Genomic DNA, 13,706 nt, shown 5'->3' with positions numbered 1-13,706 from the left:
TGAAAGCCAAGTTTCCGTATCATGGCCGGTCTTGGATGATCGCACCGACAAGGTTTTCGACGATGTTTCGCACGCAGCAGTCCCGTTCCGGTAATGATTTACGCTTTTCCCTGCTGATCCTGCCTGGCCTGCGCCGGGCCGGCATGGTGGTCCGTCTCCTGATGTGCAGCGTCTTGCTGCTGGCACTGACGGCGCTCTCGGGCAAGCTCAGCGAGGCCCAGGCCGCCGGTTCCACGGCCGGCAAGCACCGGGCCGCCAGCAGCGGTGCCAAGGGCCGCAATCGCAGCGTACGCAAGAAGGCCGCCCTGCCTGCCAAGGCGCGCACCCCGGCGCGTGGCCGCCGTCGTGGCCGTGCGGCTGCGGCCGCTGCGGCGGCCGGAGCGACCGCGGCCACCGCCGCCGCCGTGGCGAGTCCGGCCAGCCCGACACCCGCCATCACCACCAACACCAAGCCCGAGCTGCTGCCGCGCTGCGGTTTCACCGAAGCCTCGCGCCGCCACATCTTCTCGCGCGGGGTGTACGTGCTCGATGAAGAGACCAATACGCCGCTCTTCGAGCGCAACGCCGATACGGTCGCCCCCATCGCCTCGGTGACCAAGCTGATGACGGCCATCGTCTGGCTGGACCAGAAGTCGCTGCCCATGGCCAATCGCCTGGAAGTGACCGAGGATGACCTGGACAACCTCAAATTTACGCATTCGCGCCTGAACGTCGGGGCCAGCCTGTCGCGTGCCGACATGCTGCACATCGCCCTGATGTCTTCCGAGAACCGCGCTGCCGCCGCCATGAGCCGCGACTATCCGGGCGGCCGTCCGGCCTTCATCGCCGCCATGAATGCACGCGCCCAGGCACTGGGCATGCCGCATACCCATTTCGAGAACGGCACCGGCCTGTCGCCCGAGAATGTTTCGACCCCGCGCGAGCTGGCCGAACTGGTCAAGGCGGCCAACCGCTACCAGCTCATCCGCAATGATTCGCTGGACAAGCAGAAGATCATCAACATCGGCCGTGGCCAGCTGCAGTACATCAATTCCAATCGCCTGATCCGCTACGGCCAGGTCAATGCCACCGTGCAGAAGACCGGCTTCATCAACGAGTCCGGCCACAACATGGTGCTGCGCCTGCTGGTGCATGACCGCCGGCCGGTGATCGTCACCATGCTGGGCAGCGGCACTGCCGATGGCTCGCGGCTGGATGGGGTGCGCATCGCCAAGTGGCTCAACTGTTCGCTGAACTGAGCTGCCACTCAGGCGGGGCCACCTTGGCGGTGGCCTGGTACAGCCGCACCCGGTTGCGGCCCTCGCGCTTGGCCTGATAGAGCGCTTCATCGGCGGCCTTGACGATTTCGTCGATACTGCGATGCACGCCCCGCTCCAGGCAGGCCACGCCGACGCTGATGGTGAGGCGGCCGAACGGGCTGCGTTCATGCGGGATCTTCTGGGCCTGCAGCGCTGCCAATATCAGCTTGCCCACGTGCATGGCACCCTCGGCATCGGCCTCATCGAGCAGCACCACGAATTCTTCACCCCCGTAGCGTCCGGCGCGGTCGCAATGGCGGGAGACCGCGCCCTTGATGCAACGGGCCACGGCCACCAGGGCATAGTCGCCCGCCTTGTGGCCGTAGGTATCGTTGTAGAGCTTGAAAAAATCCACATCCGCAAACAGCACCGCAAAGCGCGCCGCGTCATTGCGCTGGCATTTGTGCCAGGCCTCCTGCAGGACTTCGTCCAGGGCGCGGCGGTTCAGCAGCGTGGTCAGCTTGTCGGTGCGGGCCTGCTCTTCCAGTTGCTGGTCCAGCTTGCTGCGGCGGAACAATTCCTCGCGCACGCGGCTGATGAGGTAGAAGGCCGCCGTGCTGAAGAGCGCCATCAGGAAGACCACGGCATAGAACATGCGCATCCATTCACGGAACAGCGCCGCCTTGGTGTGGCCGATGAAGACCACCCAGCGCGTCTGTGGCACGCGCACGTAGGTGTAGAGGCGCTGCACCCCATCCTGCTGCGAGCGCGTGAAATAGCTGCCTTCAGCGGGGGCGCTGGACGCCAGCAGCTTTTGCAGCTGCGGGGCATTTTCGACTCGGGAGCCGATGAAGGCCTCGTCATAAGGCAGGCGCATGTAGGCCACGCCCTCCACCGAGTAGAGCGACATGACCGCATTCTTTTCCAATGACATGGCCTCGAACAGCTGCCGGAAATAATCCAGGTAGAGCACCATGAAGACCACCCCGCCAAAACTGCCGTCGACATGGACCAGCCGCTTGGACAGTACGATCACCTGGGCGCGCCGTTCCAGCCGTACCGCTTGCGGGGACGAAATGAAGAGCGTGCCGCGCGCGTCCTGTCGCGGCACATCGAAGAAATCGCGTCCGGAAAAATTGCCCGGCATGATCTCGTCCAGCACGGGTGATCCGACCACGCGTTCACCATCGGCGTCGATGATGCCCTGGGCGGCGATGTAGCCGGCCTCGATCTTTTCGCCGAGCAGGAAATCAAGCTGCTGCTGCGCCGGCATGCGATGCAGTTGCGTATGGCGATAGCGCCACGCCAGGCTGTCCAGCGCCAGCGAGAGCAGCTCCATGTTGCGCGAGATCGAACGCTGTGCGATACGCGCCACGTTGAGGGTGTGATTGACCGAAATGTGTTCTACCTGCTTGTAGCTCTGGTAGAGCACCACACTGGTGATGACCCCTGCCATCAGTGTCAGCGAGCCGACCAGCAGGGTCATGTTGCGTTTGAGGCGTTTGATTTTTTGTCTCCCCGTACCTTGTCATGACAAAGCGTTCCCTGGCGCAATATCGCACCGTGAAAACCGCTTGGCAATGAAAAGGCAGCCGGGGAAAACCTTATGGCATCAGGCCATAAATCCGGGCCGAGGATTCGCCCCACAGGGCGTCCTGGTCCGCTGGAGAAAGACGGCGCGCGGCCCATTCCCGCACCACCGCCACCACCCTTGCATAGGAGGCGGCCAGCAGGCAGACGGGCCAGTCGGAGCCGAACATGAGGCGCTGCGGACCGAACAGTTCCAGCGCCGTATCGAGACACTGCACGATGTGATCGAAGTCGCGCGTGCAGAGTCCGCGCAGCCAGTCAGCTTCGGTCAAGAGGCCCGAGATCTTGCAGGCCACGTGCGGCATGGCGGCCAGTTCGCGCAACTGCTGGCGCCAGCGCTCATAGGCGGCGCGGCCCTTGCGGAATTCCTTCAGGGCCGGCTTGCCGAGGTGATTCAGGACCACCCAGTGCTGGTCATGCAAGGCGCAGAGCTGGCGCAGCTGCGGCAGGTGGCGTTCATGGGTGAGCACTTCCAGCACGTAGTCGCGCTCCTGCAGCCAGCGCACGCCGTGATTGAACTGCGGTTGTACCAGCGCTTGCGCGGCATCATCCTCGTCCTGCATCGGATGACGCAGCCCCAGCATCTTGGCGCGGCCCCATTGCTCCATGCGCTCGGCCAGTTGCGGCGAGGCGATGTCATCCCAGGCGATCACGCCGGCGATGCGTGCATCGCGCCGCGCCATCTCCAGCAGGAAACCGGTCTCCTCGTGGCCCGGACGGGCTTGCACCGTGATCGACGCATGCAGGCCCTGGGCGTCCAGCAGGGGCTGGAACTGATAGGGCAGGCGGTCTTGCGCCAGCAGGTCCATGCCGGTACCGATCCACGGATAATCCTCGGAACGGTAGCGCCAGAAGTGCTGGTGCGCGTCGATGCGCATCGGCCCCTTGATCCTTCTCACCGGGGCCGGTGGCATGCGCAATTCACGATGCAGGGTCAGCATGTCAGTGATTGTGCCGTGGCAGGGTCTGCGCCACGCCCTGATACTTCAGGGCCAGCTCCATGCAGGCACCGGTCTCCAGTTGGCCGACCGTGCTGCGATAGATTTCCTGCCAGGGTGTCTGGCTGGGCGGCACCGGCGGAATGCCTTCGCTCTTGCGGCGCGCCAGCTCTTCCTCGCTGATGAGCATGTTGCACTCGCCGGTGTTGAGATCGATGCGCACACGGTCGCCATCGCGCAGATAGGCCAGGCCGCCACCAACCGCGCTCTCGGGCGAGGCGTTGAGGATGGAGGGACTGTCGGAAGTGCCGGACTGGCGGCCATCGCCCAGCGTGGGCAGGGTCGAGATGCCGCGCTTGATGAGCGCATCGGGCGGCTGCATGTTGACCACCTCGGCCGAACCGGGCCAGCCGACCGGACCGGCGCCGCGAATGGCCAGCAGAGTGTTTTCGTCGATCTGCAGTGCGGGGTCGTTGATGCGGGCGTGGTAGTCGTCCGAGCCGTCGAAGACCACGGCGCGGCATTCGAAGATGTTTTCCTGGCCGGGCGTGCTCAGATAACGCTCGCGGAAGGTCTCCGAAATGACGCTGGTCTTCATGATGGCGAAGTCGAACAGGTTGCCCTTCAATACCAGGAAACCGGCGCGTTCGCGCAGCGGGGCGGAAAATGCGTAAATCATTTCCTGGTCGTTCGATGCACGGCCCTGCAGATTCTCGGCCATGGTCTTGCCGGTGGCGGTGATACGCTCGGCGCGCAGCTTGCCGGCCTGCTGCAGTTCCCACATGATGGCCGGCACGCCGCCGGCGCGGTGGAATCGTTCACCCAGGTACTTGCCGGCGGGCTGCATGTTCAGCAGCAGCGGCACGTCGTAACCATACTTCATCCAGTCTTCCGAATGCAGCTCCACGCCCGCATGGCGCGCCATGGCCATGATGTGCGGCTGGGCATTGGTGGAGCCGCCGATGGCGGCATTGACCACGATGGCATCGAGGAAGGCCTCGCGCGTGAGGATGGCCGACGGACGCAGGTCTTCATAGGCCATGCCGACGATGCGGCGACCGGTTTCATAGGCCATCTGGCCGCGTTCGCGATAGGGGGCGGGGATGGCCGAGCAGCCGGTGAGCGACATGCCCAGCGCCTCGGCCATGGCGTTCATGGTGGAGGCGGTGCCCATGGTGTTGCAGTGGCCGGAGGAGGGGGCCGATGCGGCGGCGATCTCCAGGAATTTCTCGTTGTCGATGGCGCCTGCCGAGAGCAGCTTGCGGCCCTTCCAGATGGCAGATCCGGAGCCCACCAGTTCGCCATCCATCCAGCCGTCCAGCATGGGGCCGCCGGAGAGCACGATGGCCGGGATATCGACGGTGGCCGCCGCCATGATCTGCGAGGGCGTGGTCTTGTCGCAGCCGGTGGTGAGCACCACGGCATCGATGGGGTAGCCATGCAGGATTTCCACCAGGCCCAGGTAGGCCAGGTTGCGGTCGATGGCGGCGGTGGGACGGCGGCAGTTCTCGAAGATCGGATGCAGCGGGAATTCCATGGGAATGCCGCCCGCATCGCGGATGCCATCGCGCACCCGCTTGGCCAGCTCCAGGTGGATGCGGTTGCAGGGACTGATGTCGCTGCCGCTCTGGGCGATGCCGATGATGGGGCGGCCCGAGCGCAGTTCTTCGGCGGTGATGCCGTAGTTCATGAAGCGCTCCAGGTAGAGCGCCGTCATGTCGATGTGGTCCGGATTGTCGAACCAATCCTGGGAGCGGAAGCGACGGGGTGTGGCGTGTGGCTTGTTCATGGATTCCTCTGGGCCGAAAGGCGTGTGGATAAGTTACGCGCCCAGCCAGCCGGCATCGACGTAGTACTCGCGGCCGGTGCACTTGGCACCGCTGTCGGAGGACAGGAACAGCGCGAGCGCCGCGACATCATGCGGATCGACACGGACCGGCAGGCATTGCGCAGCCAGGATTTTCGCCTCTTCTTCGGGGGTGTGCCAGAGCAATGTCTGGCGCGGGGTGCGGATGGCCCCCGGGATGATGGCATTGACGCGCACGCCATCGCGGCCGAAGTCGCGCGCCATGCCGTGGGTCATGCCTTCGATGCCGGCCTTGGCGGTCATGTACAGCGTCAGGTCGGGCAGGCCCAGGTGCCATGAGATCGAACCGAAATTGAGGATCACGCCGCCCTTGCGTTCCCGCATGCCCGGCAGCACCGCCTGGGCGCAGAAGAACTGGTGGCGCAGGTTCACGGCCAGGCGTTCATCCCAGTAGGCGGGGGTGACGTCCTCGCTCTTGTGGCGGTCATCGTTGGCGGCGTTGTTGATGAGGATGTCGACGCCGCCCATGACGGTCTCGATCTCGGTGAAGGTGGCGCGCAGGGCTTCCAGGTTCATCAGGTTGCAGGGGAAGAAGCGCGGGGCCACGGCGGCGTCCTTGAGCGAGGCCACCAGGGCCTCCGAGGGTTCGGTGGCGATATCGAGGAAGCACACCTGCGCCCCTTGCCCGACGAAGGCTTCCACCAGCGCCGCACCGATGCCGCTGCCGCCGCCGGTGATGACGACCCGCTTGCCGGCGAGGCTGCGATAGAGGGCGTGTTCGAAGACGGTGGGGGTGGCTGCGGTCATGCTTGATGCTCCAGAGGATAGGATGGACCGCAGATGCGGCCCGGAAATGATATAAACAATTTGTTCGGCGTTGCGCTCAGCGGCCCGAACGGGTGCTCACGTCGACCCACACCGCCAGCACCAGGATGCTGCCCTTGACGATCATCTGCCAGTAGGTGCCCACGTCCAGCATGGACATGCCGTTGTCGAGGCTGGCCATCACCAGTGCACCGATGAGCGCGCCATAGATGGTGCCCGAGCCGCCGCGCATGGAAGTGCCGCCGATGAAGCAGGCCGCGATCGCATCGAGTTCGCCCATGTTGCCCGCCGACGGCGAGCCTGCGGCCAGGCGGGCGGTGTTGACCAGACCGGCCAGTGCGCACATCAGGCCCATGATGCCGAATACCCACAGCTTGACGGCTTGCACGTTCACGCCCGACAGACGGGTGGCTTCCATGTTGCTGCCCACCGAATAGATGCGGCGGCCGAACACGGTCTGCGTGCTCACGTAGCTGAACAGGCCCAGCAGCCCCAGCAACAGCAGCACCGGCACGGGGATGCCGTCATAGCTGTTGAGCGTGCGCACGAAGGCCAGCAGTACCGCACCGATCACCAGCACCTTCAAGCCATCGCGCCAGAGGGCCGCCAGCGGCAGGCCGTGACGGCTGCGGTTGACGCGGCTCATCCACGTGAGCGCCACCGCCAGCACGAACAAGGCGATGCCCAGCGCCACGCCGATCTGCGGCGGCAGGTAGCCCTGGCCGAGATAGACCATGTTGTCCGACACCGGCGCAATGGTGAGGCCGCCGGTAATGCCCAGCAGGATGCCGCGGAAGGCCAGCATGCCGCCCAGGCCGACGATGAAGGAGGGGATGCCCAGGTAGGCGGTCAGATAGCCGTTCAACAGGCCGAGCCCCAGGCCGAAGCCCAGCGCCAGGACCAGGTTCAGCGCCAGCGGCAGGTGATGGCTCACGTCCAGCAGCGCGGCGATGCCGCCCAGCAGGCCCAGCAGCGACCCCACCGAGAGATCGATTTCGCCGGCGATGATGACCAGCACCATGCCGCAGGCGAGGATGCCGGTCACCGACATCTGGCGCAGCAGGTTCGACAGGTTGCGGGGCGTGAGGAAGCCGCCATCGGTCATGAAGCTGAAGAAGCCCCAGATGATGGCGATGGCGATCAACAGCGCGATGATCTTGTAGCGGCGAAACACCAGCTTCAGGTTGGCCATGCCGCCTGCTCCACCCATGGCACCGCCGGCGGCGCTGCTCAGATTGCTTGTAGTCATACCGAATTCACCTTGTGATGTTGTGTCAGACCGCCACCGCGCGTGGGGACGCTTGCGGAACGGGCTGGTTGATGGCAGCGGCCAGCACGGTTTCCTGGCTGAGGTTGTCGTTGACGAAGTCGCCGCGCAGTTTGCCTTCGCCGATGACCAGCACGCGATCCGACACGCCCAGTACTTCGGCCAGTTCCGAGGACACCATGATGATGGCCAGGCCCAGCTTGGCCAGCTCCGAAATGAGCCGGTAGATCTCGGCCTTGGCACCGACATCCACGCCGCGCGTGGGTTCGTCCAAAATTAATACTTTGGGCTGGGCCAGCAGCATCTTGGAGAGCACCGCCTTCTGCTGGTTGCCACCCGAGAGTCCGGTGATGGGCAGGAAGGGCGAGGCGGTCTTGACGCGCAGGCGGCTGATCTCGCCCTGGATGGTCTTCAGTTCGGCGCTGCTGTCGATGCGGGTGCCGCGCGAGAAGCGGTTGAGCACGGTCAGCGTGATGTTCTGGCCCACATCCAGGTCCGGCACGATGCCATGGTGCTTGCGGTCTTCCGGCACCATGCACAGGCCCTGGCGGATGGACTTCAGGGGCGAGCCGGTATCGGCCAGCTTGCCTTCGAGCAGTACCTGCCCCTCGTAACGTCCGCGATAGGCGCCGAAGATGGCCGAGACCAGTTCGGTGCGTCCTGCACCTACCAGTCCGGCAATGCCCAGAATCTCGCCCCGGCGCACCGAAAAGGAGACGTCATCGACGCGCTTGCGGCGCGGATTGTCGATGTCGTAGCAGGTGATGTGGCGGGCTTCGAGCACCACTTCTCCGATGGCGTGATTGCGCTCCGGGTACATGGCGGTGATTTCGCGGCCGACCATCTGGGTGATGATCTTGTCCACATCCATGTCCTGCATGGGCGTGGTGGCGATGTGCTTGCCATCGCGGATCACCGAGATGGTGTCGCAGATCTCGGCCACTTCGTCGAGCTTGTGGGAGATGTAGACGCAGGCGACGCCGCGGGCCTTGAGGTCCTTGATGATCTTCAACAGCACCGCGATTTCCGAGGCGGTCAGCGACGACGAGGGTTCGTCCAGGATCAGCAGGCGCGCATCCTTGTTGAGCGCCTTGGCGATTTCCACCAGTTGCTGGTGGCCGCCGCCATATTGCGAGACCGGCAGGGCCACGTTGATGTCGGGCATGTTCAGCTCGCGCATCAGTTCTTCGGCGCGGCGATACATGGCGGGGTAGTTCATGCGGCCACCGGGCAGGGTGATCTCGTGGCCCATGAAGATGTTCTCGGCCACCGACAGCTCGGGCACCAGCATCAGTTCCTGGTGGATGATGACGATGCCGGCGGCTTCGGTGTCGCGCACCGAATGGGCCTGCAGCGGCTTGCCGTCCCACAGGATTTCGCCATCCCAGGTGCCATGGGGATAGACGCCGGAGAGGATCTTCATCAGCGTGGATTTGCCCGCGCCGTTTTCACCGCACAGGCCCACGCATTCGCCGGGGCGGATCTTGATGTCGATGCCGTCCAGGGCACGCACACCGCCAAAGCTCTTGACGATGCCTTTCATTTCTAACAGATACTCGGACATGCCTGTTCTTTCCAAGAAGCCTCTGGAGCCTGCGCCCGGCGGCCATGCCGGGGGCGCAGAGAGCGACGCCGGCGACCGTTGCGGCAGCCGGCGTTCGTCACTCAGGAATCAACGGCCGTCGATCTGGGCCTGGGTGTAGAAGCCGTCATCGACCAGGACCTTGACGTTTTCCTTGGTCAGCAGGATGGGCTTCAGCAGCAGGCTGTCGACCTTCTTGAAGCCGTTGTCATACTGGGCGTTGTAGGTCGGCTTCTCGTTGCGGGCCAGTTGCACGGACAGGTTGGCTGCCTCGGTGGCGATCTGCTTCAGGGGCTTGTAGACGGTCATGGTCTGGGTACCGGCCACCACGCGCTTGACCGCAGCCAGGTCGGCATCCTGGCCCGAGACCGGCACCTTGCCGGCCAGCTTCTGGGCCGCCAGGGCCTGGATCGCGCCACCGGCGGTGCCGTCGTTGGAGGCCACGATGGCATCGATCTTGTTGTTGTTGGCCGTCAGCGCATTCTCGACGATGGACAGGGCTTCGGTCGGGTTCCATTCCTTGACCCATTGCTGGCCGACGATCTTGATGTCGCCCTTGTCGATGTAGGGTTTCAGGGCCTTCATCTGGCCTTCGCGGAACATCTTGGCGTTGTTGTCGGTGGGCGAGCCGCCCAGCAGGAAGAAGTTGCCCTTGTTCTTGACCTTCAGGATGCCCTCGGCCTGCATTTCACCGACCTTCTCGTTGTCGAAGGAGATGTAGGCGTCGACGTCGGCATTCAGGATCAGGCGGTCATAGGACAGCACCTTGATGCCGGCCTTCTTGGCTTCCTTGATGGTGTTGGTCAGGACCGTGGCGTTGAAGGGGACGATCACGATCACGTCCACGCCGCGCGAGATCAGGTTCTCGATCTGGGAGATCTGGCGTTGCTCGCTGGCATCGGCCGATTGCACATAGACCTTGGCGCCCAGCTTCTCGGCGGCGGCGGTGAAGAAGTCGCGGTCGCGCGCCCAGCGCTCCACACGCAGGTCATCGATGGAAAAACCGATCTTGGGATTCTTGGCGTCGGCCATGGCGCTGCCGGCCACCATGGACAGGGTGGTCACGGTCATCAGCGCCAATACGGTCTTCTTCAGCATTGCCTTCATAGTCCAGTCTCCGATTTGAATTGAATTTGAATTGATTATGATTTTTGAAGCGGCGTGACCGGGTGGAACCGGTGGCCCGTTTTGGGGCAATCGCTTCCAATGGCGCGTGGGGCCGAGCTTGTCAGGAATGGTCTACGCCGCATGATGGTGCGAGGGGGATACTAGCCCCGGGCCAATCCCCTCTACAATTACGAAATTCACCAAACGGCTTAGTGATTCTTTTTGTTGCAGGAGCACATAACCGTCATTTCGACGATGGCTCGCTACAATTCGACGAATAAAAGAACGGCGCGCCTGACGACGCCGGCAACCAGGAGACACAGCGTGGCAAAAACCCCCACGGTGCACCGGATTGCGTTGCTCTTCAATGGCAACAAGATCTTCGATCGGGAAATCATTTCCGGCATCGGCGAATACATCAGCAGCACCCGTGCCTCCTGGGACTTGTACCTGGAGGAGGATTTCCGCTGCCGCCCGCAGGGTATCGAGCGCTGGGCCGGGCATGGCATCATTGCCGACTTCGACGATCCGGTGACGACCGCCGCGCTGGAAGGCGTGCAGCTGCCGGTGGTGGCCATCGGCGGCTCCTATGCCGACCCCTCGCAATATCCGGCCAACCGGCCCTATGTGGCCACCGACAACTACAAGATGGTCAAGCTGGCCTACGACCACCTGATCGAAGCCGGCCTGCAGCATTTCGCCTTGTATAGCCTGCCCGAGTCGCCCTGCAACCGCTGGGCGCAGGAGCGCGAGCGCATCTTCACCGACCTCACCGGTGCTGATGGCATCACCGGCCACATCTATCGCGGCGTGGGCACCAGTGCGCAATCCTGGGACGCCGCCGTGGAGCAGCAGATCGCCTGGGTGCGCAGCCTGCCCAAGCCGGTGGGCATCATCGCCGTCACGGACGCGCGGGCGCGGCAGTTGCTGCAGGCCTGCCTGTTCGCCGGCATCGCGGTGCCGGAGCAGGTGGCGCTGATCGGCATCGACAATGATCCGCTGGCCCGCGTGTTGACGCGCATCCCCTTGAGTTCGGTGATCCAGGGCAGCGTGGAGATGGGCCGCACCGCCGCCCACCTGCTGCACCAGATGCTGCACGGGGCGCGCTTTCCGGACACGCGCATCATGGTGCCGCCGGTCGGCATCAATGTGCTGGCCTCCAGCCGCCATGAGGTGCGCAACCATCCGCACGTGATGCAGGCGCTGCACTTCATCCGCCAGTACGCCTGCCAGGGCATCAAGACTGACCAGGTGGCCGATTACGTGGGCATTTCACGCTCGTCGCTGGAATGGTATTTCCGCCGCGAGCTCGGCCGCAGCGTTCATGATGAAATCCTGCGCTTCAAGCTGGAAGCCGCCAAGCGCATGCTGGAGCAGGCCGGCAGCCATGCGGCCGAGATCGCCGTCAGCTGCGGCTTCACCACCGTGCAATACCTGCACGCCGTCTTCAAACGCGAACTGGGCTGCACGCCCAGGGAGTACCAGGAACAATTCGCCGCCGGACTGGAGCGCTCGGCTGCACCGTCCGCCCCTGCCGTCCGGCCCAAGAAGAAAACCACGGGGCCCTCCCTTCTTACCACCACAAAATGACGCACTTCACCCTCTCCCACACCACTTCTGCGGACGGCATCCGTCTCTACACCTTGCGCAACCACACCGGCATGCGCGTGACCATCAGCGACCTGGGGGCCACCATGGTCAACTGGTGGGCACCTGATCGCTATGGCCGCGAGGCCGATGTCCTGCTGGGCTTTGAGCGGGTCGAGCAATACGCGCACAACCCGGCGTATTTCGGCGCCATCGTCGGGCGCTGGGGCAACCGCATCGCGGGCGGCCGTTTCGAACTCGACGGCGTGGCGCACCAGGTCGATTGCAATGAAGGCGAGAACCACCTGCACGGCGGCCGCGAAGGTTTCCATGCCCAGCGCTGGCAGGTGCAGCCCGATCCGGAAGGCCTGCGCCTGATGCTGGTCTCGCCGGCCGGGCAGGCGGGTTTTCCGGGCACGGTGATGGCGTCGGTGCTGTACCGCCTGGATGACGAGGGCCAGTTGCGCATCGATTACACCGCCACCAGCGATGCGGCCACGCCCATCAACCTGACCTCGCATGCGTATTTCAACCTCAATGGCGGCACCTGCGACATCCGCGACCACATCATCGCCATCGAGGCCGATGGCTACCTGCAGGTCGATGCCAGGCTGATTCCGGAAGGCCGCGCCGATGTGGCCGGCAGTGCGTTTGATTTCCGCCAGCCGGCCCCCATCGGTCCGCGCCTGGACTGGCCGGATCCGCAACTGAAGCTGGCCGGTGGCTTCGACCATTGCTATTGCCTGCGCAGCGAACACGAACCGCAGCCGGGCCAGAGCCGTGTGGCGCAGACCCTGCGCGAAGTGGCCAGCGTCTACGAGCCAGGGTCGGGGCGTGAATTGCGCGTCTCCACCACAGAGACCGGGCTGCAGTTCTACAGCGGCAATTTCCTCTCCGGCGTACAGGGGCGGGGCGAGCAGCCGTATGCCATCCATGATGGCTTCTGCCTGGAGGCGCAGTCCTATCCGGACCAGGTCAACACCTCGCTGCGTGAAGCGGTGATCCTGCGGCCGGGGCAGGTGTATCGGCAGACCACGGTGTATCGTCTGGGGGTGCGGGATTGACTGCGCCGCGCCGTGAGAACGTATTGAAGAAATTTTAAAAAGCAGCTTTCGATGGGGCGCTTGTTTCGCAATCGCATCTCCATCTCGGTAGCCTTCAGCATCGGTCAATTCAGACCGATCTCAACCGAGTGGAGACATAGCGATGAACGTGATCAAAGCCAAGAAAACTTATCCCAATAACGTTACGCGCGGAGTGTTGAAGCGGGCACTGGCACGCGGGGAGAAGGCTCCTGAATCGGAGGTCAGGGCTATCAGCGTCTGTTATCTGGCTGCCTTGGATGCGTTGCTGGTAAGGTTTGTCGATCAGACCGGTGTCTTGCTTCCGGTCAATCACTATGCTGAATTTTCATCGTTGACGGTGGAACTGCTTAACCGCATTCAGATTGGTTATGGCGGTCGGGCCTTGTGTCTGGAGCAGCGAGACCTGCATGTCTCATTGGTCGGACTGGCCGCATCCAGTAAAGCGCTGATGAGCCTGGCAGCTGCCTTGATGGTTGAGCCCTCCCTCGATGGTATGGCTTGATACCGTCGCCTTTGCCCAGACTTCCTCCCTGGTCTCCCAGGTAAATTCCTTCATCTCCAGCCGAGATTCATTAGCTCGTCTAATATCCCCATTAAGCCCGGCTCAGCTAATCAGTCCCCGCGTGATGCGCCATCATGCGGGGATCCTGTTTAGTGTCGCCTTGCTGCGTCCTTCACTT

At 63.7% G+C, this 13,706-nt stretch carries 11 protein-coding genes; 4 read left to right on the top strand and 7 right to left on the bottom strand.

Annotated features, from left to right (window positions below):
• Nucleotides 1–62 precede the first annotated feature (62 nt).
• Nucleotides 63–1,238 carry a serine hydrolase gene (locus J2X56_RS17260; protein ID WP_121040999.1) on the top strand — a complete coding sequence of 392 codons (1,176 nt, stop codon included), beginning with the start codon at nt 63–65 and terminating at the stop codon, nt 1,236–1,238.
• On the opposite strand, the gene J2X56_RS17255 is transcribed toward J2X56_RS17260, so the two are convergent.
• The 7 genes from J2X56_RS17255 to xylF all read right to left on the bottom strand — a co-directional run bounded on the left by J2X56_RS17255 (nt 1,219) and on the right by xylF (nt 10,354).
• On the bottom strand, nt 1,219–2,724 hold the full coding sequence (locus J2X56_RS17255) for a GGDEF domain-containing protein (RefSeq protein ID WP_310161181.1): 1,506 nt from the start codon (nt 2,722–2,724) through the stop codon (nt 1,219–1,221). The two genes, J2X56_RS17260 and J2X56_RS17255, sit on opposite strands and share 20 nt — an antisense overlap.
• A 118-nt stretch (nt 2,725–2,842) precedes the next feature.
• Complete coding sequence (locus J2X56_RS17250; RefSeq protein ID WP_134223790.1) at nt 2,843–3,769, bottom strand: amidohydrolase; 927 nt, start codon at nt 3,767–3,769, stop codon at nt 2,843–2,845.
• A 1-nt stretch (nt 3,770) separates the two neighbouring features.
• Complete coding sequence (locus J2X56_RS17245) at nt 3,771–5,555, bottom strand: IlvD/Edd family dehydratase (protein ID WP_310161177.1); 1,785 nt, start codon at nt 5,553–5,555, stop codon at nt 3,771–3,773.
• 33 nt (nt 5,556–5,588) lie between these two features.
• Nucleotides 5,589–6,380, bottom strand: coding sequence for an SDR family NAD(P)-dependent oxidoreductase (locus J2X56_RS17240; protein WP_034330287.1), 792 nt, complete (start codon nt 6,378–6,380; stop codon nt 5,589–5,591).
• Between the two features lie 76 nt (nt 6,381–6,456).
• A complete protein-coding gene (locus tag J2X56_RS17235) occupies nt 6,457–7,647 on the bottom strand; it encodes a sugar ABC transporter permease (RefSeq protein WP_199725046.1) in 1,191 nt (396 codons plus the stop codon).
• A 25-nt stretch (nt 7,648–7,672) separates the two neighbouring features.
• Complete coding sequence (xylG, locus tag J2X56_RS17230) at nt 7,673–9,229, bottom strand: D-xylose ABC transporter ATP-binding protein (RefSeq protein WP_134134290.1); 1,557 nt, start codon at nt 9,227–9,229, stop codon at nt 7,673–7,675.
• A 108-nt stretch (nt 9,230–9,337) separates the two neighbouring features.
• Complete coding sequence (xylF, locus tag J2X56_RS17225; protein WP_034330283.1) at nt 9,338–10,354, bottom strand: D-xylose ABC transporter substrate-binding protein; 1,017 nt, start codon at nt 10,352–10,354, stop codon at nt 9,338–9,340.
• 324 nt (nt 10,355–10,678) lie between these two features.
• On the opposite strand from xylF, the gene J2X56_RS17220 reads away from it, so the two are divergent.
• From J2X56_RS17220 to J2X56_RS17210, 3 genes are all read left to right on the top strand, one after another.
• Nucleotides 10,679–11,944, top strand: coding sequence for a DNA-binding transcriptional regulator (locus J2X56_RS17220; protein ID WP_039783179.1), 1,266 nt, complete (start codon nt 10,679–10,681; stop codon nt 11,942–11,944).
• Entirely contained in the window at nt 11,941–13,005 is a 1,065-nt protein-coding gene (locus tag J2X56_RS17215; protein WP_310161172.1) for an aldose epimerase family protein, read from the top strand. Before J2X56_RS17220 ends, J2X56_RS17215 begins: the two co-directional genes overlap by 4 nt.
• A gap of 142 nt (nt 13,006–13,147) precedes the next feature.
• On the top strand, nt 13,148–13,528 hold the full coding sequence (locus J2X56_RS17210) for a DUF2442 domain-containing protein (protein ID WP_310161170.1): 381 nt from the start codon (nt 13,148–13,150) through the stop codon (nt 13,526–13,528).
• Nucleotides 13,529–13,706 lie beyond the last annotated feature (178 nt).

The sequence above is a fragment of the Herbaspirillum sp. 1173 genome (assembly GCF_031455335.1).
GTDB lineage: Bacteria > Pseudomonadota > Gammaproteobacteria > Burkholderiales > Burkholderiaceae_D > Herbaspirillum > Herbaspirillum huttiense.
The sequence above is the reverse complement of the archived record's forward strand: the minus strand, read 5'-3'. Positions and strand labels throughout refer to the sequence as shown.

Excerpts from the sequence above, each read along its gene's own strand:
- J2X56_RS17260 (WP_121040999.1), top strand. The coding sequence starts at position 63 with ATGTTTCGCACGCAGCAGTCCCGTTCCGGTAATGATTTACGCTTTTCC.
- J2X56_RS17255 (WP_310161181.1), bottom strand. The coding sequence starts at position 2,724 with ATGACCCTGCTGGTCGGCTCGCTGACACTGATGGCAGGGGTCATCACC.
- J2X56_RS17250 (WP_134223790.1), bottom strand. The coding sequence starts at position 3,769 with ATGCTGACCCTGCATCGTGAATTGCGCATGCCACCGGCCCCGGTGAGA.
- J2X56_RS17245 (WP_310161177.1), bottom strand. The coding sequence starts at position 5,555 with ATGAACAAGCCACACGCCACACCCCGTCGCTTCCGCTCCCAGGATTGG.
- J2X56_RS17240 (WP_034330287.1), bottom strand. The coding sequence starts at position 6,380 with ATGACCGCAGCCACCCCCACCGTCTTCGAACACGCCCTCTATCGCAGC.
- J2X56_RS17235 (WP_199725046.1), bottom strand. The coding sequence starts at position 7,647 with ATGACTACAAGCAATCTGAGCAGCGCCGCCGGCGGTGCCATGGGTGGA.
- xylG (WP_134134290.1), bottom strand. The coding sequence starts at position 9,229 with ATGTCCGAGTATCTGTTAGAAATGAAAGGCATCGTCAAGAGCTTTGGC.
- xylF (WP_034330283.1), bottom strand. The coding sequence starts at position 10,354 with ATGAAGGCAATGCTGAAGAAGACCGTATTGGCGCTGATGACCGTGACC.
- J2X56_RS17215 (WP_310161172.1), top strand. The coding sequence starts at position 11,941 with ATGACGCACTTCACCCTCTCCCACACCACTTCTGCGGACGGCATCCGT.
- J2X56_RS17210 (WP_310161170.1), top strand. The coding sequence starts at position 13,148 with ATGAACGTGATCAAAGCCAAGAAAACTTATCCCAATAACGTTACGCGC.